The organism is Nonomuraea soli (genome assembly GCF_013761175.1).
Classification (GTDB): domain Bacteria; phylum Actinomycetota; class Actinomycetes; order Streptosporangiales; family Streptosporangiaceae; genus Nonomuraea; species Nonomuraea soli.
The window spans coordinates 230,880-251,408 of sequence record NZ_JACDUR010000005.1; the positions used below are offsets into that span (position 1 = coordinate 230,880).

Genomic DNA, 20,529 nt, shown 5'->3' on the forward strand with positions numbered 1-20,529 from the left:
GGTGTCATCCTCTTTCACCCGAAGGCGGGAATCGAGTTCTCGGTCCGTGCGGTAGAACTGTGCCGGTGACCGACTTGCGGGCTTTCGAGCCGACCGACGCTCCCCTTGTGGCCTCCTGGATCGACAGCGAGGAGTCCCTGGTCGTGTGGTCGGGCAAGGCCGCGTTCACCTGGCCGTTCGATCCGCGCCAGCTCGTCGCCTTCCATGCCGCCGACCCCACCCGCCGGCCGTACACCGCCGTGGACCGGGGCGGCGCCCCGGTCGGCCATCTGATGCTGCGCTCCACGGGAGGGGCGGTACGGCTCGGCATGGTGCTCGTGTCGCCGGGCGCGCGCGGGCACGGGCACGGCGAGGCCATGATCGTGGCCGGGCTGGCCGAGGCGTTCGCGTCGCCGGAGGCCGACAGCGTGGAGCTCGGGGTCTACGCCCACAACGCCCGCGCGATGCGGCTGTACGAGCGGCTGGGTTTCCGCCCGGAGCGGGTGGACGAGCGGTCGGTGTCGGTCGCCGGGCAGTGGTGGGACTCGGTCACCATGAGGCTGACGCGCCAGGAGTGGCTGGAGTCGTGAGGGAGGCGGAAAGGGGAACACCACACCTTTCCACTCTCAACGTATAGCGCAGCGGGGGGCTTGCGGCAAGACCCCGGTCATGCCGCACAATCGACCACCGAGCCCACAACCTGCGAAAACGGGGGACGCAGGTGCGGCCGTGCCCGATCGGCACGCGCGCCGCGCCCCCTGACGCGACCCAGATCGGAGCATCACCTGTTGACCATCAGCGCGTTTGATCTTCCCGCCCGCCTGTCCCAGAAGGCCGACCCGGCCCTCATCGCCGCTGACGAGCAGCACTTCGCGGCCATCGCGCGGAGCCTCGAGGAATCGATCGCCGAGCTGGAGGCCCGGCTCGACGCCGAGCGCAAGGCTCCTGGTGGCAAGGGCCGCCAGGCGCTGGACCGCGACCTGGAGATCCACCGGCTGACCGCACGCCTGCGCGCCCTGCGGCGCTTCGGCCTGGACCTGTGCCTGGGCCGCATCGTCTCCGCCGACGACCCCGAGCCCGTCTACATCGGACGGCTCGGCCTCACCGACACCACCGGCCGCCGGTTGCTGGTCGACTGGCGCTCGCCGGCCGCCGAGCCGTTCTTCGGCGCGACCCACGGCAATCCGATGGGCCTGACCAGCCGCCGCCGCTACCGGTGGACCCGCGGCCTGATCAGCGACTACTGGGACGAGGTGTTCACCGCCGACGGCTTCGAGGGCCATGCCGCGCTCGACGACCAGTCGGCCTTCATCGCCAGCCTGGGCGCCAACCGTTCGCCCCGGATGCGTGACGTGCTCGGCACCATCCAGGCCGACCAGGACGCCGTCATCCGCGCGGGATCGAGCGGCGCCCTCGTCGTCGACGGCGGTCCTGGGACCGGCAAGACCGTCGTCGCGCTGCACCGCAGCGCCTACCTGCTCTATTCGGAGCCCCGGCTCGGCCACCACGGCGGCGTGCTGTTCGTCGGCCCGCACCAGCCGTACCTGGCCTACGTGGCCGACGTCCTGCCCAGCCTGGGCGAGGACGGCGTGCGGACCTGCACGCTGCGCGACCTGGTGCCCGAGGGCGCGAAGGCGGTGCCCGAGCCCGATCCGGAGGTGGCGGCGCTGAAGTCGTCGGCCGGCATGGTCAGGGCGATCGAACCTGCCGTGCGGTTCTACGAGAACCCGCCCACCAAGGGCATGACGGTCACCACCCCCTGGGAGGACGTCCGGCTGAGCGTGGAGGACTGGGCCGAGGCGTTCGACGCGCCGGAGCCCGGCACCCCGCACAACGACGCCCGCGACCAGATCTGGGAGGCGCTCGTCACGATCCTCATGGACAAGCACGAGGGCGACGTCTCGGCCGAGCTGTTGCGCAAGTCGCTGCTGCGTGACCGCGAGCTGGTGACGGCCTTCAACCGGGCCTGGCCGGTGATCGAGGCGACCGACCTCGTCGGCGACCTGTGGACCGTCCCCGCCTACCTGCGGATGTGCGCTCCGTGGCTGAGCGTCGAGGAGATCCGCAGGCTGCAGCGCGCCGACGCCCAGGCCTGGACGGTCTCCGACCTGCCGCTGCTCGACGCGGCCAGGCAGCGGCTCGGCGACCCCGAGACCTCGCGCCGCAAGCGCAGGCAGGAGGCCGCGCTGGCGACCCAGCGCGAGCGCATGGCCCAGGTCGTCGACAACCTCATCGAGGCCGACGACGACGGCGAAGGGCTGGTGACGCAGTTGCGCAGGGCCGACCTGCAGCGGAACCTGGTCGACGAGTCCGAGCTGCCCACCGCCGACCCCGACGTGCTCGCCGGGCCGTTCGCGCACATCGTCGTCGACGAGGCCCAGGAACTGACCGACGCGGAGTGGCAGATGCTCCTGCTGCGCTGCCCGTCGAGGAGCTTCACCATCGTCGGCGACCGCGCCCAGGCACGCCACGGCTTCACCGAGTCGTGGCAGGAGCGACTGGAGCGGGTCGGGATCGACCGGATGACGCTCGCCTCGCTGAGCGTCAACTACCGCACGCCGGAGGAGGTCATGGCCGAGGCCGAGCCGGTCATCAGGGCGGCGCTGCCCGACGCCAACGTCCCGGCCTCGATCCGCAGCAGCGGCATTCCCGTCACCCGGGGTGCGGTGTCGGAGCTGGAGCCGATCCTCGGCTCGTGGCTCGCCGAACACGCCGAAGGGGTGGCGTGCGTGATCGGCGATCCCTCGTTCGAGGAGACGGGCCGCGTCAGGTCGCTGACGCCCGAGCTGGCCAAGGGACTCGAGTTCGACCTGGTCGTCATCGTCGATCCCGAGTCGTTCGGCGACGGCGTCGAAGGAGCGGTCGACCGCTACGTCGCCATGACCCGGGCGACACGGCAGCTCGTCATCCTCACGAGCTCCTGATCACGCCCGGAGGGCGGGGCCTCAGCAGGTGACCTGGAAGCGGTCGCTCTTGACGGTGGTCCCGCCCTTGACGGTCAGGTCGATCCGGTACCAGCCGGGGTTGTCGACGACGCGGGTCTCCCAGGCGACGGTGCGCTTGGGACCGGAGAAGCCGGCGTGCTCGGCCAGGTGGGCGTGCCACTTCTTGGAGGTGGGGCTCCACCGCATCAGGCGCCAGCTGTAGAGCAGCGTCGAGGACGGGTCGGCGTTGACCGCGACGGTGGAGGCGGTCAGGTCGCTGCGGCACGCGCCGGAGCGCAGCACGCTGACGGCGATGGAGCCGGGGGCGCTGGTCTCGGAGGTCACCGGCGTGGCGACCGGGGTGGCGACCTCGGCGGTCTGCGAGGCCAGGGAGAGGGTCTGGGTGGGCGCCGAGCTGGCGGTGTCGTAGGCCGAGAAGCCGACGTATGCTCCGGTGAAGACCAGCGCGGTGACGAACAGCTTGGCGGTGTGGGCTGTGCCGGTGGCCAGAACCGCTGCGCTTCTCGAAGTCATGATCAACACCCTTTCCTTCTCTCCTACAGGTGTAAGGGAAGGCGATTGACCCCGGCTTGACCCCAGCTTGCAAGCCGCTGAGGTGGGGTGGCCGATGTGGCACCGGCCACGGCGATAAAATAAGGTAAGGCTGACCTAACGCGTGATCAAGGGGTGGGAAAACTCGATGCCGATACGTATCGCCATCCCTGATCCGACCGCGGCCTCCTGGCTCGGCCTTCCGCTGTGGCTGTGGGTGACGCTCGGCGCGATCGCCCTCTTCGGCGCCTTCCAGGCCTACTACTGGATCGGCTACAAGCTGGGCGAGAAGCTCTACGACTCCCGCTTCGGGCGACGCCTGCCACGGGAGCAGATCCAGCGGGTCGAGCGTGTGGTGGAGAAGTGGGGAGCCCTGGCCGTCTACGGGTGTTTCTGGGTGCCCGTGCTGCGCCACACCCTCCCCTGGGTGGCGGGCGTGCTGCGGGTCTCCTACCCCTGGTACGTGGTGGCCAGCGCGCTGGGCTGCCTGACGTGGGTGCCGGTCACCTCCTTCGCCCTCTACAGCGTGATCTGGGGCTGGCTGAAGATCGCCGCCGGCTCGCCGTTGATCGCGGGACTGATCCTGCTGGCGGCCGTGGCCGCGTTCGTCCTGTGGCGCAGGCACCGCAACGCGAAGAAGGCCCTCGCCGCCTGACGAGAGCCTTCCGAGTTCAGGATCAGACGGCCGCGAGCGTCTCGTCGACGACGGTCGCCTCCGCCGCGTGCTTGCGCACGGACTCGACACCGTTCACGCAGGCCGCCTTCGTGGTGTAGGCCTCGCTGACCGCGATCGTCTGCCCGTTGGCCGCGACGAGCTTGAAGCGGAACTCTCCCCGCTTGTCCTTGCTGATGATGAACTTCCCAGCCATGATGATCTCCCCCGTTTTACGGCCGATAACGATCATTTACCCAGGTCACGGCCGCGTTTCCCCGAAATGGGGTCAAGTTCCTGTCATGCTGCTGGCCATGCGCATCGGGGGTACTTTCGGCTCGGCCGTGCTGATCATGACCATGTTGTCCACGGCGCCGGCGACGGCGGCGACGCAACCGGAGGTGGCCGCCAGGGCGGCCTACGTCGTCGACTCCGCCAGGACCGTCCACTACTCCAAGCGGGCCACCAGACGGGCGCCCGTCGCCAGCCTCGTGAAGATCATGACCGCCTACGTGGTCCTGCGCGAGGCGAGGCTCAGCGACGTCGTCACGATCAAGAAGGCCGACGTACGGCACGCGATCGTCAACGGCGCCACCAGCGCCTCCCTGGTCAAGGGCGAACGCCGCACGGTCGAGGACCTGCTCCACGGCCTCATGCTGCCCTCGGGCGCCGACGCCTCCAACGCCCTGGCCCGCGCCTACGGCCCCGGCAGGAGCGCCTTCGTCGCCAAGATGAACGCCGCCGCCAAACGCCTGGGCATGGCCGACACGTTCTACACCAACGCCGACGGCCTGCCGTCGCGCGCCTACTCCACCGCAGCCGACCAGGCCACCCTGACCATGGCCGCGCTGGCGAACCCGACGTTCCGCGCGATCGTGTCGCGGCGCACGTACAAGATCCCCGGGCACACCTGGCGCAACAGCAACCTGCTGCTGGGCTCGGAGGGGGTGATCGGGGTGAAGACCGGGTTCACCACCGCCGCGGGCTTCTGCCTGGCCTTCGCCGCCGACCGGGGCGGGCGGCGCATCGTGGGGGTGCTCCTGGGCGACCAGGACCAGCGCCGCTTCCGCACCGCCGGGGAACTGCTCGACTACGCCGAGAGCCGGATCACCGGCTCCTAGCGGCCCTCTCCACGCGTCGCCGTAGGCCACCAGCTCAGCGCGGCCTTCCTACGCGTCGCCGTAGGTCACGAGTTCGTAGCAGGCGATGGCGGCCGCCGCGACCACGTTGAGCGAGTCGACCCCGCGCGCCATCGCGCCCGGGTCCATCTTGATGCGCACCGCGTGGTCGGCCTCGTGCAGCCACCGCGACGACAACCCGTGCCCCTCCGACCCGAGCAACAGCGCCGCCCGCTCCCCCAGCACCACCTCGCGCAGCGGGACCGCGTCGGCGGCGGGCGTGAGCGCCAGCGTCTGGAACCCCGCCGCCCGCAACAGCGCCAGGCCGTCGAACCAGTCGTCGAGCCTGGCGTACGGCACGGCGAACACGGCGCCCATGGAGACCTTGACCGCGCGCCGGTAGAGCGGGTCGGCGCAGCGCGGCGACAACACCACGGCGTCGACCCCGAGCGCGGCGGCGCTGCGGAACAGGGCGCCCACGTTGGTGTGGTCGACGATGTCCTCCAGCACCACGACCCGCCGCGCCTTCTCTATCACCTCGGCCACGCTGGGCAGCTCCAGGCGCTCCATCGAGGCCAGCGCTCCCCTGTGCACCTGAAAGCCGGCGATGCCCGACATCACTTCGTCGGCGACCACGTAGACGGTGGCCTCCTCCGGCACATCGTCGAGCGTGCGCAGCCAGCGTTCCGTGGTCAGCACCGAGCGCACCGGGTGGCCGGCGGCGATCGCCCGCCTGATGACCTTCTCCCCCTCGGCGAGGAACAGCCCGCGCTCGGCCTCCAGGCTCTTGCGCAGCTCCACGTCGCGCAGCCCGGTGTAATCGGTCAGGCGCGGATCGCCGAGGTCGTCCACATACTCAAGCACGCCTTGCAGTCTGCCAGTGCCACAGGGCCACGTAGCCGACCAGGACGAACATCAGGCCGACGAGCGTGCCCGCGCCGACCTTGGTGAGCACGCTGGGCAGGCCCAGCCAGGGCGTGGGCTCGTCGATCATCGGCCAGACGAAGGCGCCCGCGACCATGCCGGCGCCACTCGCGCCCAGCACCGCCCAGCGTGCCCGCCTGCTGATCACCAGCCGCTCCGGAGTGTCGGCCGCCGCCATGCGGTTGAGCGCCCGCCAGGCCCACCAGGCGACGATCGCCAGGCCCACGACCGACGAGCCGTACTGCAGCAGCCTGAAGACCCTGATCACTCCGAAGACCTCGTGGTCGAGCCAGGTCCAGCCCCAGATCTCCAGGCTGTAGGTGTGGGTGAAGGAGTCCCAGAACACGTGGGTGAAGGCCCCCACCATGGCGCCGAAGACCACGGGCAGCGGGCGGAAGCTCGGCCGCAGGGTCGCCGCCCTGCCCGCCAGCGCGGGCGGCAGCAGCGAGATCAGCGGCTCCCTGAACACCTCCTGGAACAGGCCCAGCACCAGGATGACCGCGACCACGTCGATGGTCAGCACGCCGTAGAGGCTGTGCCAGTGCCCGTACTCCGGCAGGATCGGCAGGAAGGGCAGGAAGATCGGCAGGTCCGGGATCATCGTGCCCACGGCCAGGGCCCAGGGGTCCAGCCACCGCCTGATGCGGGGTGAGGAGATCAACGGCACCACGGCGGCGATGTGGCTGGGAGTGAATGGCACGTTTCAATCTTGGCCGGTTTTCGGCAGGACGCGCCATTGTCGCGTTACGTGACCAGTAACGTACTTAGGGTGCTTGACATCCATGAACGCCCGGCCGCCTGGTTGCGTGACGCGCGGCGGGCGCGCGCCCTGTCCGTGCTCACCCTCGCCTGGCTGTCGGTGGAGGCCGTCCTCGGCCTGGCCGCGGGATTTCGCGCGCACTCGGTCGCACTGATCGGCTGGGGCCTGTCCGCTCTGGTGGAGGCGCTGGCCAGCCTGATCGTGGTGTGGCGCTTCACCGGCGGGCGCACCTTCAGCGAACAGGCCGAGCATCGGGCGCAGCGGGCGGTGGCGGTCAGCTTCTGGCTGCTGGCGCCGTACCTGGTCGTGCACGTCTGGCACGACCTCGACGCCGGGCACCGGGCGACGCCGACGCTGCTCGGCGTCGTGGTGACCGCAATCAGCCTCGTGAGCATGCCGGTGCTGGGCGTGGCCAAGCGGCGGCTGGGCAGGCGGCTGGGCTCGCCGGCGACGGCGGGCGAGGGCACCCAGAACCTCATCTGCGCCGCCTCGGCGGCGGGCGTCCTCGTGGGCCTGGCGGCCGGTTCCAGGGGATGGTGGTGGGTCGACCCCGCCGTGGCGCTGGCCCTCGCGGCGGTCGCCGTACGCGAGGGTTTTCGTGCCTGGCGCGGTCACGGATGCTGCCACTGATGGACACCGAGGGTAATCGATGCACCAAAAGGATGGTTTTGCCACGTAAAGCGCAGCGAGTATCGTTCCTCAAGCATTGCGGAGTATCTGCCGCCAGGATCTCCCAAAGGGAACAGCGAAGAGGACACCGTGGGGCGACACCGCACAGACGAGCGAGACGACGGATACCGTGGCTACCAGGCCACTCCGAGCCGGCGGCGCAGCCGTGGCAGGGGCAGGGTACTGGTGCCACTGGCCGGTGCGGTCGCGCTCGCCGTGCTGCTCGGCGTCGCCGCCTTCGTGATCTTCAACAAGGAGCAGGGCTGCTCCGGTGAGAAGGTCACCCTGCGCGTGGTGGCCACCCCCGACATCCAGCCGGTGATCTCCAAGGCCGCCGACACCTTCACCAAGGCCAACCACGACGTCGACGGCCGGTGCATCTCCGTCACCGTGGCCAAGGAGAGCGCCGCCAAGACCGCGGGCGCGCTCCAGGCGGGCAAGCCCCCGGCCGAGGTGTGGGTCGCCGACTCCGGCCTGTGGATCTCCCAGCTGCGCGCCAGCGCGGAAGGCGCCTCCCTGCCCGAGACCACCGCCACCATCGCCAGCTCCCCGATCGTGCTGGCCGCCTCCGCCGCCTCGGCCAAGAAGCTCGAAGGCACCCTCCAGCCGAGCTGGGAGGGCATGATCAGCGCGGCCAACGTCGCCAGCACCGAGGGCGCGGCCAAGAAGATCCGCGTCCTGGCGCTCGACCCCGCCAAGAACTCCGCCGGGCTCACCGCCCTGCTGGCCGCCGCCGGCGCCGCCCAGGCCGCGGGCACCGACCAGAAGGCGCTGCTCGGCGCGATGAAGAAACTCTCGCGCGAGATGGCCGCCGACCCCAGCGCCCTGCTGGCCAGCCTCACCGTGCGCTCCGGCGCCAAGGTGCCGATCGGCGTCTCCAGCGAGCAGGCCATCTGGGCCCACAACGACAAGAAGCCCGACGCCCCCGTCGTGCCGCTCTACCCCACCGAGGGCACGCTGAGCCTCGACTACCCGTACGTGGTGCTCTCGCCCGACGCCACCATGCGCAAGGCCGCCGAGTCCTTCGCCAAGGAGCTCGGCACCGACGCCACCAAGAAGCAGCTGCGCGACCTCGGCTTCCGCACCCCCGACGGCAAGGGCGGCGCCGCGCTGGCCAAGGACAAGGGCTTCAGCCCCGCCGCTCCGCAGGCCCTCGACGCGCCCGACGCCAAGACGGTGGCGAGCATGGCCCAGTCGTGGACTCGCCTGAACCTCGGCACCCGCATGCTCGCCCTGCTCGACGTCTCCGGCACCATGGCGCTGCCGGTGCCCGGCACCGGGCTGACCCGCATGCAGGTCATCGCCCAGACCGCGCTCGGCGGCCTCGGCATCTACGACGCCAAGGCCGAGATCGGCGCCTGGTCCTTCTCCACCCACCTCGACGGGCAGGGCACCGACTACAAGGAGCTCGTCCCCGTCGGACCGCTCGGCGAGCCCGTCAACGGAGTGCTCCGCAAGGACCTGCTCGGCGCCACCCTGACCAACATCCAGGCCAAGGCGACCGGCGACACCGGACTCAACGACACCCTCAAGGCCGCCTACGGCAAGATGGTCGAGGAGTACGCCGAGGACAAGATCAACGTCCTGCTGGTGCTGACCGACGGCGCCGGCAACGACGACCCCGACGGCGGCGTGAACAACACCGAGATCCTTCAGTACCTGAAGGAGACCTACGACCCCAAGCGCCCGGTCAACCTGCTGCTGATCGCCTTCGGGCCCGACGCCCCTCCCGGCAAGTCGCGCATGGACGCGCTGGCCAAGGCCACCGGCGGCGAGGCGTTCATCGTGAAGAACCCGCTCGACGTGAAGAACGTCTTCCTCGAAGGCATGGCGCGCAGGCTCTGCGCACCCAACTGCGACGGCTGATACCCACTGGTTATCGGCCGCCATCCGGGTACGGCCAAGCGGCGTCCCTCAGACGTAGCACACGTTCTGCGGGGAGGAACTTCCGTGCCCGGATGGCCCAAGGTCGACGCCGACGACAGACAGCTCATGGACGCGCTGCGGCGCGGCGACCGTCAGGCCCCCGCCGACCTGTACGACGCCTACGCGGAGCGGCTGCACGACTACGCCTGCTCGCTGCTGGCCGAACGGGAGGCCACGGCGCAGGCCGTACACGACGCGCTGGTCACCGCGCAGGGCTGCGTCTCCCAGCTCAAGGAGAGCCCCCGGCTGCGATCGTGGCTGTACGCGCTGACCCGGTTCCAGTGCGCCACCCGCTTCACGGGCAACACCTCCGCGCCGCCGCCGGTGCTGGACGACCCCGACGACGCGGAACTGGCCGAACTGGTCCACGAGGCGCTGGGCGAGCTGAGCCGCAACGAGCGTGAGGTGCTCGAACTCTCGCTGCGGCACGGGCTGAGCCCGGCAGAGGTGGGCGCGGTGCTCGGCCTGACCTCCCGTCAGGCCACCACCCGGTTGGGCCGGGCCCGCGACCATCTCGAGAACGGCGCCGCGGCCGTGGTGCTGGCCCGCACCGGGCGCGCGCACTGCCCCGACCTGTCGGCGATGGTGGACTCCTGGGAGGGGCCGCTCACGCCGCTGCTGCGCCGGCGGCTCTCCGGGCACATCGGCGGGTGCGAGGTGTGCACCGAGGGCAAACACCGCAAGGTGTCGGCGGCGCGGCTGCTCGACATGGTGCCGGTGGCCTTTCCGCCGATCTCGCTCAGGCGGCGCGTCATCGAGACGTCCGTCACGCCGGAGCGGCGGGCCGCGGTGATGGAGGGCGTGGGGGGCTTCGACAAGAGCGGGTTCCCGGTGGCGGTGAGCGAGCGCGGGCGCCGGGGGCGGAGGGCGCGCCGCGAGCGTACGGCCCAGCCGTACGCCGCCCCGGTGGTCGCCCCCGCCGACTCCGCCGCCCCGGCCACGGGCGCCCACCGCGACACCGGCCCGGCCACGGGTTCGATGATGGGACCGGCAACCGAAGCGATGACGGGACCGGCCACCAGGGCGATGACAGGATCGTCCGCCGGGGCCATGACGGGGGCGGCCGCCGGGCCTACGGCGGGACCGGACACGGGCGTGACATCGACCTCCGGCCCGCGCCAGGAGGGCACGGGCACGACGCGGGACACCGCCGGATTCCGCCGTGAGACCACCCAACGCGACGCGCCTCCTCGGGACAGCGCCCATCGCGACGGTGAGACGGTGGCCTTCGGGCGGCGGGACGACGCGGGTGGTGGCCATGCCAGGCGCCGCCCGCGCAAGCTCGCCCCCGTCCTGATCGCGGCGGCCTGCATCCTGCTGGGCACCGGCGCCGTCGCCTGGCTGGGCGGCGGCGAGGAGAGCCGCCCGACCGCGATGCAGATGGTCCCGACCAGTTCACCCACCGACGGTCTCGTCGTGCCCGAGGAGCAGCTCACCACCGAGGAGCCCACCGAGGACCCGACGGATCTCGCCGGCGACCCCGATCCGACCGCCACGCCCGACCCGGTGCCGAGTGTGCAGCGACGTCCGGCCGACCAGGGCCGCCCCAGCTCCAGGCCGGTGTCCAAGCCGACGGCGACCCGCAAGCCCGCGCCGCCCGCCGTACGGCTCACGGTCGGCTGTCCCGGCGCCATCGACGGCGCGGGGGCCGTACGACTGGCCGCCAAGGGCGGGACGCTCACCTGGACGGCGGCGACCTCCGCCGGGCTCACCATCTCCCCCGCGACGGGTACCCTCCGGGACGGCGCGTCGGTGACGCTCTCCGTGAGCGTGGACGATCCGACCTCCAGCGGATCGGGCACGGTGGCGGTCAGCTCTAACGGCGGCAGCGGCGGATGCTCGGTGTCGTGGGACGGCGCGGACCCGCCTCCCACCGACGCTCCCGGGACGCAGGCGCCCACGCCCAGCCCGGGTCCGAGCGAGTCGGTCGAGACGTCGGCGACCGAGGTGCCCGAGACCTCCGATGACGCGGTGGGACTCTGAGGCACCAGGAGACCGCGGGCCCCTCGCGAGCAGCACGGAGGGCCGTGGCCGATCTTCAGGTGAGCTCAGGTTGCCTTCAGCCGCCACTCGGTATCTTCGTCACATAATTATGACAAATCACCCTAAATCGGACTTGGGGTCGATGTTACAGGAGTGCATAGGGCATGCTGGGGTGCTTGGGGCCCTTACCCGGCCACGGGGGATATTTGACAGTGTGGTGAAGGACACACCAAAAATCTTGCTCACCGGGTAAACCTGGAGCGCTCGCCAAGCGTCGGCATTGACGTGCCCGAGCGAGCATTGGTCCCATGAAAGTGGATCTACTACGTCTTTACCCAGGAGTCAGCCGGCAGATGAGGTATCAGCGGAGAGCGCTCACGTGGGTGATCGCCCTCGCCTGTGTCGCGGGGGCAGTGATCGCGCTCGCCGATCTGCAGACCCCGCTCCGCCCACTTCTGATCTCCGTGTTCCTTCTGGTGGTTCCTGGTGCCGCCGTAGTCGGACTGTTGCGCGATCGTGATCCACTCGCCGCACTATCTGTCGGCGCTGCGGCAAGTCTCGTTCTTAACGTCCTCCTGGCGGAGGCCATGGTGCTCTTCAACGTGTGGTCTCCCCGCGCGGGAGTGGCCACCGTCGCCGTCCTGGGGGCGTTCATGTGGGTGCTACGAGTGCTCTACCGGGGCAGGAACACTCCGGCCGAACAGGGGGCGAGGTCGCGGTGAGGATCGAAGTGACCCGCCCGCACGAGCTGGGCGAGAACGAGCGATCACGATGGCGCGCGTTGCAGAAGGCCGACAAGAGCCTCGACAACCCGTTCCTGTCGGTCGAGTTCGCCGTCGCGATGTCCCGCCTGCGCGACTATGTCAACGTCGCGGTGGTCCACGAGGGTGACAGGATCGTGGGCTTCTTCCCCTTCGAACGGCACGCGTTCGGCATCGGCAAGCCGCTGGGCGGCTTCCTGACCACCTGCCACGGCCTGATCGGCGAGCCCGGGCTCAAGCTCGACGCCAAGGCCCTGCTCAAGGCCTGCCGCCTGACCGTCTACGAGTTCGACCACCTGGTCGCGGGCCAGCCCACCTTCGCCGAGTTCGAGACCGATGTGCGTCCCGCGCACGTGATGGACTTCACCGCCGGCCACGAAGCCTGGCTGGCGCAGGTGAAGGAGAACTCCCCCAAGAACCTCAAGACCGTGCGCTACAAGGAACGCAAGTTCGGCCGCGAACACGGCGAGCTGCGCCTTGAGTACGGCACGCGCGATCCCCAGACGCTCCAGCGGCTCCTGAGCTGGAAGTCCGACCAGTATCGGCGCACCGGCCGGGTCGACCGTTTCGCCCAGCCGTGGATCGTCGAGCTCACCGAGGCCATGCACGCCGAGCAGGGCGACGACTTCGCCGGCGTGCTGACGATGCTCTACGCAGGGGACGTGCCCGTGGCCGGCCATTTCGGCCTGCGCACGGCGACCACGCTCGTCGGCTGGTTCCCCGCCTACGACACCGAGTTCGCCCGCTACTCCCCCGGCCTGATCCACCACTTCCACATGGCCGAGCACGCCGCCAAGTCCGGCGTCCACCAGCTCGACATGGGCAAGGGCGGCAAGGAGTACAAGGACTGGCTGCGCAGCGGCAGCGTCTACGTGAGCGAGGGCAGGGTCTCCCGCCCCTCCGCCGCGGCGGCCGTTCACTGGGCCGGGCGAACTCCTTTCAACAAGGCACGAACAATCGTCCTCGATCGACCGTCTCTCTATAAGGCGGCGGATCGAGTACTCAAAGGATTCGGTCGGCTACGCGGCCATACGCAGCCCGAACGAGAAGAACCCTCGGGGGCGCGCTGAGCGCGTCCCCGGCACCTCCCTCAACACCGCATCACCTGTCCCCAGCACAGAGCACACCCTCATCCCACTGGATCCGCCGCCGTCTCCGGCCCAGACGGCAACGGGTCCCGGAAGGACTTTCGCAACCATGAGTCCCGAACTCTCCAAGTACAACGGCAAGGTGCAGGTCGCGCCCCTGCGCTCGATGCCGCCGCTTGAGCGATTCACGCCCATCACGCCACATCTGGCCATCGCGCCGACGGTCAGTGTGGTCGTCCCAGCCATGAACGAGGCCGAGAACCTGCCGCACGTCTTCGCGACGCTGCCGCAGTGGATCGACGAGATCGTCCTCGTCGACGGCAACTCGGTGGACGACACGGTCGCCGTGGCCAGGCGACTGCGGCCGAATGTGAAGATCGTCACGCAGACCGGCAGGGGCAAGGGCGACGCCCTCGCCGCCGGGTTCGCCGCCGCCACGGGCGACATCATCGTCATGATCGACGCCGACGGCTCCACCGACGGGCACGAGATCATCACCTTCGTGGGCGCCCTCGTGACCGGCGCCGACTTCGTGAAGGGCTCGCGCTACGCCTCCGGGGGCAACAGCGATGACCTGACCTTCAGCCGTCGTTTCGGCAATTTGGTTCTGACAAAGATGGTCAATGTCCTGTATCGGACGCAGTACACCGATCTGTGCTACGGCTACAACGCCTTCTGGTCCCGCCACCTCAACGTGCTCGACCTCGACTGCGACGGCTTCGAGGTGGAGACGCTGATGAACGTGCGTGCCGCCAAGGCCGGGCTGAAGGTCGTCGAGGTGCCCAGCCACGAGCGTTGCCGCATCCACGGCGAGAGCAACCTGCGCGCGATCCGCGACGGTCTCCGGGTGCTGCGCACGATCCTGCGCGAGTGGCGCCGCGAGGTCGCCGCTCCGCTCCCCGAGCCCGCCACCACGCCGGCCGCCGACCGGGGTGTCGCGTAGATCAGGAAGTTCTGAAGTGCGTACGTCAGTCGTGATCTGCGTCTATACGGAAGAGCGCTGGGAGGACATCAGGCAGGCCGTGGAGTCGGTCGGCGCCCAGCGGCGCCAGCCGTACGAGCTGATCCTCTCGGTCGACTACAACCCCGGCCTGCAGGAGAAGCTCGCACGCGCCTACCCTCAGGCGATCGTCGTGGCCAACAACCACGACAAGGGCCTGTCGGGCGGCAAGAACACCGGCGCCGACGTGGCCACCGGTGACATCGTGGCCTACCTCGACGACGACGCGGTGGCCGACCCGGGGTGGCTGGAGGCACTGGAGGAGGGCTTCCAGGACCCGCGGGTGGTCGGCGTCGGCGGGCGCACGGATCCGATCTGGGCTTCGGGACGGCGTCCGCGCTGGTTCCCGTACGAGTTCGACTGGACCGTGGGATGCACCTACCGGGGCATCCCACCCGTCAAGGCGCCGATCCGCAACGTCATGGGCGGCAACGCCGCCTTCGTACGGACGGCCGTCGCCGAGGTCGGCGGCTTCCGCAGCGGCATCGGACGCAGCGTGCAAGGACGCAAGAGCAGGCCGCTGGGCTGCGAGGAGACCGAGTTCTGCATCCGGCTCAGCCAGCGCAAGCCCGGCGCGGTGATGTTGTACCAGCCGGCCGCGGTCATCGGGCACAAGGTCTCGCGCCAGCGCGAGAGCTTCCGATACTTCCGTTCCCGCTGCTTCGCAGAAGGCCTGTCGAAGGCGCTGGTGACACAGTTCGTCGGCACCCAGGACGGACTGGCCAGCGAGCGGGCGCACGCGTTCAAGACCCTGCCGCTCGGCGTGCTGAGAGGCGTGGGCCAGACGCTGCGCGGAGACGTCGGCGGGCTGGGCAAGGCCGCCGCCATCGTCATCGGACTGGCCTGGACCACCTGGGGATACGTGCTGGGCCGCTGGAGGATCAAACGATGATCAGAGTGCCGATCCTGATGTACCACTCGGTCACCGACCGGCCGAACCCCCAGACCGCGCCGCTGGCCGTACGGATCGGGGACTTCACCGACCAGCTCAGCTATCTCAAGGAGACCGGGTTCACCCCGATGACCGCCTCCGACCTGGTCGCGGCCTTCAACAAGAACCAGGTGCCCGCCAAACCCGTCGTGGTCACCTTCGACGACGGCTACGCCGACTTCCACAGCAACGCCCTGCCGGTGCTCGACCGCCTCAACTTCCCCGCCACCGTCTTCCTGACCAGCGGCTGGGTCTCCGACGCGGGCAAGGACGCCGCGGGCGACCCCCTCGACGAGATGCTCACCTGGAGCCAGGCACGGGAGGCTGCCGCCACCGGCATCGAGATCGGCGGGCACAGCCACAGCCACCCCCAGCTCGACCAGCTCCCCGACCCCGAGCTCCGGCAGGAGCTGCGCAAGAACAAGGCGCTCCTCGAGGACAACATCGGCCGCCCGGTCGCCACCATGGCCTACCCGTACGGCTACAGCAGCGCCCGCGTGCGCCGCGAGGTCTACAAGGCCGGATACTTCGCCGGATACGCGGTCGCCAACGCCATCGCCGCCGACAAGCACGACATGCTCGCCATCCCCCGCCTGACCGTGGCCAGGCACACGAGCATGAGCATGTTCACCCGCGCCGTGGAGGGCAATGCCGTCCCCCTGATCTACCTGCGCGAACGCGTCCTCACCAAGGGCTATGCGATCGTCAGGCGCACGAGGTACGGCATGCGACGGGCCATGCGCAATGTCTAGCCTCCGGCGGATGATCCTCAGGGATCTCCGCAACCCGCTGCTGCGCAACGGCTACGCGCTCATGGCCAACACCGGCATCACCGCCGTGCTGGGCATGGGCTACTGGCTGCTGGCCGAACACCTGTACACCCCGGAGGAGTTCGGCCGCGGCCAGGCGCTCATCACCGTCATGCGGCTGTTCTCGTCGCTGACCGCGCTGAGCATGGCCGGGGCGCTGGCGAAGTTCATCCCGATCTCGGGCAGGCGCATCCCCGAGCTGATCCTTCGCGGGTACGGCCTGGCGGGCGCCGTCGGGTGCACCGCCGCGGTGGGCTTCCTGCTCACCCTGCCGCTGTGGGGCGAGACCTACTCGTGGCTCGGCGGGCTCGGGCCCGACCTGTTCTTCCTGGGCGCCGTGCTGGTCTGGACGGTCTTCACCCTGCAGGACGTGGTCCTCACCGGGCTGCGCCAGGCCGTGTGGGTGCCCGCCAACAGCCTGGTGTTCGGCCTGGTCAAGATGGGACTGCTGGTCGCACTGGCCGGGGCGCTGCCGCACGGCGGCATCTTCGTGTCGTGGGTCATCCCGACGGCGCTGGCGCTCATCCCGATCAACTGGTTCATCTTCGGCTACGTCGTGCCGCGCCACCAGCGCAACAACCCCACCAACGAACGCCCGCCCCGGCTCAGGGAGATCGGGCGTTTCCTCGCAGGCGACTACCCGGGGGCGCTGTCCATCCTGGCGATCATCTACCTGGTGCCCACCCTGGTCTCGACCCAGGTGGGGCCGGCGGTGTTCGGGCGCTTCTCGATGGCGCACACGCTCGGCTGCCTGATCGAGGGGCTGGCGCTGAACATGGCGGTGTCGCTCACCGTCGAGGGCTCCCTCAAGCCGGGCGAACTGGCCGACAACTGCCGCAGGGCGCTGAGGCGGGCCTACACGATCCTCGTCCCGGTCATCGCGATCACCCTGCTGGCGGCGCCGCTCATCTTGATGATCTTCGGCCAGGAGTTCGCCGACGAGGGCACCACGCTGCTGCGGCTGATGGCGCTGGCGGTGTTGCCTAGGGTGCTGATCGAGGTCTACCTGAGCGCCCTGAGAGCTCAGGGGCAGGCGCGGCGGCTGGCATTCGTGCAGATCGGGCTGGCCGTGCTCATCCTCGGCTCCATCCTGGCGCTCTTCCCCATCGCGGGGGTGGAGGCCGTCGGATGGGGGTTGCTGGTGAGTGAGCTTCTGGTGGCGGCGTTGATATACGGAGAGCTACGTAAAATCCTCAGAGTTGGTCAATCCGAACAGCCGATTGTCACGCAGAGGTCTTGAGAGACCGCATGATGGGTCAGTGTGCAGCAACGGCGAGGCGATGAGATGACAGCGGGCACCACCGGCTCCTCCGACGTGGAGAAGTTCGATCCCGACGCCACCGGCGAGATCCCCAGGATCGACGCCGACCTCGCCACGCCCGCCGACCTCGCCGAGGAGGCCGCCGACGAGCCGGACCCGTCGGAGACTACGGCTGTGATCGACCTGCGCGCACTGAACGAGGCGGTGCAGGAGGCCGAACGCGCCGAGCAGGGCGGGCGCGCCGAGCTCGGCGCCGAGGCCGAGGACTTGGAAGACACCGAGGACACGGAGTCTGAGGACGCGGGGTCCGAGGACACAGGCCCCGAGGACGCGGGGTCCGACGACGACGCGGGGTCGCGTGAGACCGACGACGAGGACACCACGCCAAGGGCGATGGTCGCCCCCGCCGCCAAGACCGCCCCAGACGCCGACGGCGCCGACGCCGACACCGCTCCTGGCGGGGCCACCGTTGACGGAGCGGCCGCTGACAAGCCCGCCTCGGGCGGAGCCGCCGCTAGCGGAGCCGCCGCTAGCGGAGCCGCCTCTGACGAGGCCGCCTCTGGCAAGGCCGCCCACGAGGTCGCTGACGGCTTCGACGACGGCGGCGAGGAGGACACCGAGCTGACGCGGCCCGGCAGGTTGCCGTCGGCGGCCGTCGTGGTGGAGGACGACGAGCCCGACACCGGCGCCACGGTGACTCACCGGATCCGGCCCTCCGCCAGCGTGCACATCGGGCAGCCGCCCACCGTCGAGGGCGCCAGCGACACCGTCACCGTCCGGGCGCCTCACGCCATCCCCGGCCTGCCCGCCGTACCGGAGGAGGACGGCGCCGAGCCGGTCGACGCGCCCGGCACGGGGGTCGCCCCGAAGAGCGCAGCCGCCGAGACCGTAGCCCCCGACGCCGTGGCCCCCGGCGCGGCGACCGCCAGAAGCGCAGCGTCCACCACCACGGACCCGAGCAGCGCGGCCGCCAAGGCCGCCGCCGCGTCGCCCGTCGCAGTCCCCAGGAAGACCGCCGTTCAGCAGGTCGCGGCGCGGCCGGGGCGGATGGCGGCGATCATGCAGGCGGCGCCGAGCTGGCTGCCCGCGGTGCTGATGATCGAGGGCCTGGTGATGTACATCCTGGCCCTCAAGCTCGACCCCGGCCCCCTGCGCGGCGTGCGCCCGCAGGACATCGACGGCCTGGGCCTGATCTCGGCTCTCCCGCTGAGCGCCTTCGCCGCGATCCTCATCCTGATCGTCTCATTCTTCATCACGGTCAACCAGAGCGTCGACCGCAAGTTCCTGCTGCTGTTCCAGATCGCCGCGATCACGTTCGCCCTGCACGGGGCGGGGTCGCTGGTGGCCGACGAGCCGCGTTTCCCCACCGCCTACGTGCACGCGGGCTTCGTCGACTTCATCAACAGGACCGGCGAGTCCTCCATCAACATCGACGCCCGCATGGGCTGGCCGGGCTTCTTCGTCTTGTTCGCCTTCGTGGCCAGGACGGCGGGCATCACGGACCTGACGACGATCCTGCAGTGGACGCCGCTGGTCATGAACCTGCTCTACCTGCTGCCGTTCGTGCTGATCCTGCGCCAGGTGGTAGCCACGACGAGGGCCCGCTGGTACGCCGCGCTGCTCTTCGTCATCGTGCAGTGGATCGCCCAGGACTACTTCTCGCCGCAGGGCTTCACCTTCGCGATCTACCTGGTGTTCGTGGCGGTCCTGCTGCGCTGGTTCGGCAAGGTGGAGCCGAGGGTCAGGCCGCTGCCCAAGAAGAGGGGCCTGCGCAGGCTCCTGGCCAAGCTCGACGCGATGACGCCGGGCGAGCTGGCCAACACCGGCACCTACCGCGCCGACCGGCTGCTGATGCTGCTGATGCTCATCGCGCTGTTCGTGGCGGCGGTGGCCTCGCACCAGATCACCCCGTTCATGATGCTGGGCGTGCTGACGGCGTTCCTGCTGTTCAAGCGCACGAAGCTGAGCTGGGCGCTGCCGTTCTTCTTCGGCCTGATGGTGCTGGGCTGGATCAGCTATCAGACGGTCGGTTTCTGGGCCGGCAACATCGACTCGATCTTCGGCAGTCTCGGCCGCATCCTGACGAACCTGCAGAGCAACACCGGTGACCGGATCGCGGGCAGCGACCCGGAGCACGCGCTGGTCCTGCAGGTGCGGCTGGGCATCCTGGCCGCGGTGCTGAGCCTGGCGGCGATCGGGCTGCTGCGGCGGCTGCGGCGCGGGGTGTTCGACCGGGCTGCGCTGATCCTGATGTGCGTGCCGGTGATCGCGCTGGGGTTGCAGAGTTACGGCGGCGAGATCGGCCTGCGCATCTACATGTTCGCGCTGCCGGGCGCCTGCCTGCTGGCGGCGTACGCGTTCTTCCCGAACCTGCCGGCCGACAGCGAGGACGCCCGCGACGAGACGATCCCGATCAAGCGCGGGGCGCCCCGGTTCAACCCGCGTATCACCAGGGCGATCTCGCTGACGATGGCCCTGGTGGTGGCGATGGGCCTGTCGATGGCCTTCCTGGTCGCCCGCTACGGCAACGAGAAGTTCGAGCGGGTGACCAGTGGCGAGGTCGCCGCGATGCGCTACATCTACGAGAACGACAAGCCCAGCGCCCGGGTCATGTACCTGGTGCCCAAGGAGGGCCAGGAGAGCACGCCGATCCTGCCGTGGGCGGAGCGCGACCTGGAGTACATCAACTGGAACCTCCAGGCCGCGGTCAAGCCCGACCCCACCCAGATCGGCGACGTGGTGGCCAAGCTGAAGGCCAGCCCGCGCAACACCTTCCTGGTGGCGACCTCGGCGCAGTACGCCTACCTGCAGCTCAACGAGGGTTTCCCGGCTGACTGGGGTCCGCGGTTCATCGCGGCGCTCGACGCCTCCAAGGATCTGAAGAAGGTCTACTCCAACAAGGACGCGGCCGTCTACACGTGGGCGAACTTCGTCAAGGGCACCGAGATCCCCGATCCGATCCCCTACGCGGGGCAGTCGGATCCGAGCTCGCCGTGGACGCCCGTGGGCCTGGTGGCGCTGGCCGTCACCTGGATCACGCTGTTCGCCTACGAGCTGATCAGGCTGAACGGCTCGGAGCGGGCGCAGCGTCGTCGCAGGTGGCTGCTCTGGGTGGCGGTGCCGGCCTTCGTGGTGTCGATCGCGGTGATCGTCGAGCGGTTCGTCTACATCGCCTCGCAGAACGGCTAGGCG

Annotated in this window: 18 protein-coding genes; 14 read left to right on the forward strand and 4 right to left on the reverse strand. The window is 70.0% G+C overall.

Annotated features, from left to right (window positions below; all coding sequences use genetic code 11):
• Window positions 1-65: 65 nt before the first annotated feature.
• Together HNR30_RS24660 and helR are read left to right on the forward strand one after the other, a co-directional pair.
• Window positions 66-569 carry a GNAT family N-acetyltransferase gene (locus tag HNR30_RS24660; RefSeq protein WP_181612408.1) on the forward strand — a complete coding sequence of 168 codons (504 nt, stop codon included), beginning with the start codon at window positions 66-68 and terminating at the stop codon, window positions 567-569.
• 198 nt (window positions 570-767) lie between these two features.
• A complete protein-coding gene (helR, locus tag HNR30_RS24665; protein WP_246379145.1) occupies window positions 768-2,903 on the forward strand; it encodes an RNA polymerase recycling motor ATPase HelR in 2,136 nt (711 codons plus the stop codon).
• A gap of 21 nt (window positions 2,904-2,924) precedes the next feature.
• Here helR and HNR30_RS24670 read toward each other — a convergent pair whose 3' ends face one another.
• The gene (locus tag HNR30_RS24670; protein ID WP_181612409.1) at window positions 2,925-3,437 is read right to left on the reverse strand and encodes a hypothetical protein; all 513 of its coding nucleotides are present in this window, start codon (window positions 3,435-3,437) and stop codon (window positions 2,925-2,927) included.
• 166 nt (window positions 3,438-3,603) lie between these two features.
• Here HNR30_RS24670 and HNR30_RS24675 point away from each other — a divergent pair, with 166 nt between their 5' ends.
• Window positions 3,604-4,110, forward strand: a complete 507-nt coding sequence (locus tag HNR30_RS24675) for a DedA family protein (RefSeq protein ID WP_181612410.1) — start codon at window positions 3,604-3,606, stop codon at window positions 4,108-4,110.
• Between the two features lie 22 nt (window positions 4,111-4,132).
• On the opposite strand, the gene HNR30_RS24680 is transcribed toward HNR30_RS24675, so the two are convergent.
• Window positions 4,133-4,324 (reverse strand): YegP family protein, encoded by a 192-nt coding sequence (locus HNR30_RS24680; RefSeq protein WP_181612411.1) that lies wholly within the window; start codon window positions 4,322-4,324, stop codon window positions 4,133-4,135.
• Between the two features lie 85 nt (window positions 4,325-4,409).
• Between HNR30_RS24680 and HNR30_RS24685 the strand changes: the two genes are divergently transcribed.
• Window positions 4,410-5,228: a D-alanyl-D-alanine carboxypeptidase family protein gene (locus HNR30_RS24685; protein ID WP_246379147.1), complete on the forward strand. Its 819-nt coding sequence runs from the start codon at window positions 4,410-4,412 to the stop codon at window positions 5,226-5,228.
• A gap of 48 nt (window positions 5,229-5,276) precedes the next feature.
• Here HNR30_RS24685 and HNR30_RS24690 read toward each other — a convergent pair whose 3' ends face one another.
• Both HNR30_RS24690 and HNR30_RS24695 read right to left on the reverse strand, forming a co-directional pair.
• Entirely contained in the window at window positions 5,277-6,089 is an 813-nt protein-coding gene (locus tag HNR30_RS24690; RefSeq protein WP_181612412.1) for a TrmH family RNA methyltransferase, read from the reverse strand.
• Window positions 6,082-6,849 carry a DUF4184 family protein gene (locus HNR30_RS24695; protein ID WP_181612413.1) on the reverse strand — a complete coding sequence of 256 codons (768 nt, stop codon included), beginning with the start codon at window positions 6,847-6,849 and terminating at the stop codon, window positions 6,082-6,084. Before HNR30_RS24695 ends, HNR30_RS24690 begins: the two co-directional genes overlap by 8 nt.
• Before the next feature lie 69 nt (window positions 6,850-6,918).
• On the opposite strand from HNR30_RS24695, the gene HNR30_RS24700 reads away from it, so the two are divergent.
• The 10 genes from HNR30_RS24700 (at window position 6,919) to HNR30_RS24745 (ending at window position 20,526) form a co-directional block, all read left to right on the forward strand.
• The gene (locus HNR30_RS24700) at window positions 6,919-7,539 is read left to right on the forward strand and encodes a cation efflux transmembrane domain-containing protein (RefSeq protein WP_181612414.1); all 621 of its coding nucleotides are present in this window, start codon (window positions 6,919-6,921) and stop codon (window positions 7,537-7,539) included.
• A gap of 225 nt (window positions 7,540-7,764) precedes the next feature.
• Window positions 7,765-9,444: a substrate-binding domain-containing protein gene (locus tag HNR30_RS24705; RefSeq protein ID WP_312894615.1), complete on the forward strand. Its 1,680-nt coding sequence runs from the start codon at window positions 7,765-7,767 to the stop codon at window positions 9,442-9,444.
• Between the two features lie 84 nt (window positions 9,445-9,528).
• A complete protein-coding gene (locus HNR30_RS24710; RefSeq protein ID WP_181612416.1) occupies window positions 9,529-11,487 on the forward strand; it encodes an RNA polymerase sigma factor in 1,959 nt (652 codons plus the stop codon).
• Window positions 11,488-11,795: 308 nt separating this feature from the next.
• Window positions 11,796-12,209 (forward strand): hypothetical protein, encoded by a 414-nt coding sequence (locus HNR30_RS24715; RefSeq protein WP_246379156.1) that lies wholly within the window; start codon window positions 11,796-11,798, stop codon window positions 12,207-12,209.
• Complete coding sequence (locus HNR30_RS24720; RefSeq protein ID WP_181612417.1) at window positions 12,206-13,318, forward strand: GNAT family N-acetyltransferase; 1,113 nt, start codon at window positions 12,206-12,208, stop codon at window positions 13,316-13,318. Before HNR30_RS24715 ends, HNR30_RS24720 begins: the two co-directional genes overlap by 4 nt.
• A 127-nt stretch (window positions 13,319-13,445) precedes the next feature.
• Complete coding sequence (locus tag HNR30_RS24725; protein ID WP_181612418.1) at window positions 13,446-14,279, forward strand: glycosyltransferase family 2 protein; 834 nt, start codon at window positions 13,446-13,448, stop codon at window positions 14,277-14,279.
• Between the two features lie 16 nt (window positions 14,280-14,295).
• Window positions 14,296-15,228: a glycosyltransferase family 2 protein gene (locus tag HNR30_RS24730; RefSeq protein WP_181612419.1), complete on the forward strand. Its 933-nt coding sequence runs from the start codon at window positions 14,296-14,298 to the stop codon at window positions 15,226-15,228.
• Window positions 15,225-16,019, forward strand: coding sequence for a polysaccharide deacetylase family protein (locus tag HNR30_RS24735; protein WP_181612420.1), 795 nt, complete (start codon window positions 15,225-15,227; stop codon window positions 16,017-16,019). Before HNR30_RS24730 ends, HNR30_RS24735 begins: the two co-directional genes overlap by 4 nt.
• Window positions 16,020-16,029: 10 nt before the next feature.
• A complete protein-coding gene (locus HNR30_RS24740) occupies window positions 16,030-17,316 on the forward strand; it encodes a lipopolysaccharide biosynthesis protein (protein WP_181612421.1) in 1,287 nt (428 codons plus the stop codon).
• 45 nt (window positions 17,317-17,361) lie between these two features.
• Window positions 17,362-20,526, forward strand: coding sequence for an ICP22 family protein (locus HNR30_RS24745; protein ID WP_181612422.1), 3,165 nt, complete (start codon window positions 17,362-17,364; stop codon window positions 20,524-20,526).
• The last annotated feature ends 3 nt before the right edge of the window (window positions 20,527-20,529 follow it).

Excerpts from the sequence above, each read along its gene's own strand:
- HNR30_RS24675 (WP_181612410.1), top strand. The coding sequence starts at position 3,604 with ATGCCGATACGTATCGCCATCCCTGATCCGACCGCGGCCTCCTGGCTC.
- HNR30_RS24670 (WP_181612409.1), bottom strand. The coding sequence starts at position 3,437 with ATGACTTCGAGAAGCGCAGCGGTTCTGGCCACCGGCACAGCCCACACC.
- HNR30_RS24740 (WP_181612421.1), top strand. The coding sequence starts at position 16,030 with ATGATCCTCAGGGATCTCCGCAACCCGCTGCTGCGCAACGGCTACGCG.
- HNR30_RS24715 (WP_246379156.1), top strand. The coding sequence starts at position 11,796 with ATGAAAGTGGATCTACTACGTCTTTACCCAGGAGTCAGCCGGCAGATG.
- HNR30_RS24680 (WP_181612411.1), bottom strand. The coding sequence starts at position 4,324 with ATGGCTGGGAAGTTCATCATCAGCAAGGACAAGCGGGGAGAGTTCCGC.
- HNR30_RS24745 (WP_181612422.1), top strand. The coding sequence starts at position 17,362 with ATGACAGCGGGCACCACCGGCTCCTCCGACGTGGAGAAGTTCGATCCC.
- HNR30_RS24735 (WP_181612420.1), top strand. The coding sequence starts at position 15,225 with ATGATCAGAGTGCCGATCCTGATGTACCACTCGGTCACCGACCGGCCG.
- HNR30_RS24685 (WP_246379147.1), top strand. The coding sequence starts at position 4,410 with ATGCTGCTGGCCATGCGCATCGGGGGTACTTTCGGCTCGGCCGTGCTG.
- HNR30_RS24725 (WP_181612418.1), top strand. The coding sequence starts at position 13,446 with ATGAGTCCCGAACTCTCCAAGTACAACGGCAAGGTGCAGGTCGCGCCC.